The sequence below is a fragment of the Pantoea sp. SIMBA_079 genome (genome assembly GCF_046940275.1).
Taxonomy (GTDB): domain Bacteria; phylum Pseudomonadota; class Gammaproteobacteria; order Enterobacterales; family Enterobacteriaceae; genus Pantoea; species Pantoea borealis.
Genome location: NZ_JAWRYR010000799.1, coordinates 1 through 243, shown reverse-complemented (window position 1 = coordinate 243; position 243 = coordinate 1). Strand labels below are relative to the sequence as shown.

The following is a 243-nucleotide window of genomic DNA, read 5'->3' as shown; positions in this document are numbered from 1 at the left end:
CTTGCTCGACGACGGCCAACGTGTCTGGTTCAGCGCCAGCGATTACCAGGACAGCCCGGCGCTGAGCGCTTTCAACGCCGAGTTCTGCCTGGTGTCGCTGAAAGTCATCTGCGACGACCTGCTTGGCCGTCCGTTGCCGCTGCTTGGCGCACGCTTTGAGCACCCTCGCCCTGGTTACCACGCGCTCTATGCCGGAGCGTTTCAATGCCCGATCGGTTTCGCCGCCGAGGACAATGCCTTTGC

Annotated in this window: 1 protein-coding gene; it reads left to right on the top strand. The window is 63.0% G+C overall.

The window, feature by feature from the left end; translation table 11 throughout:
• Positions 1–243: AraC family transcriptional regulator ligand-binding domain-containing protein (locus SB719_RS22145; RefSeq protein ID WP_412160032.1), on the top strand; the 243-nt coding region annotated here is incomplete at both ends.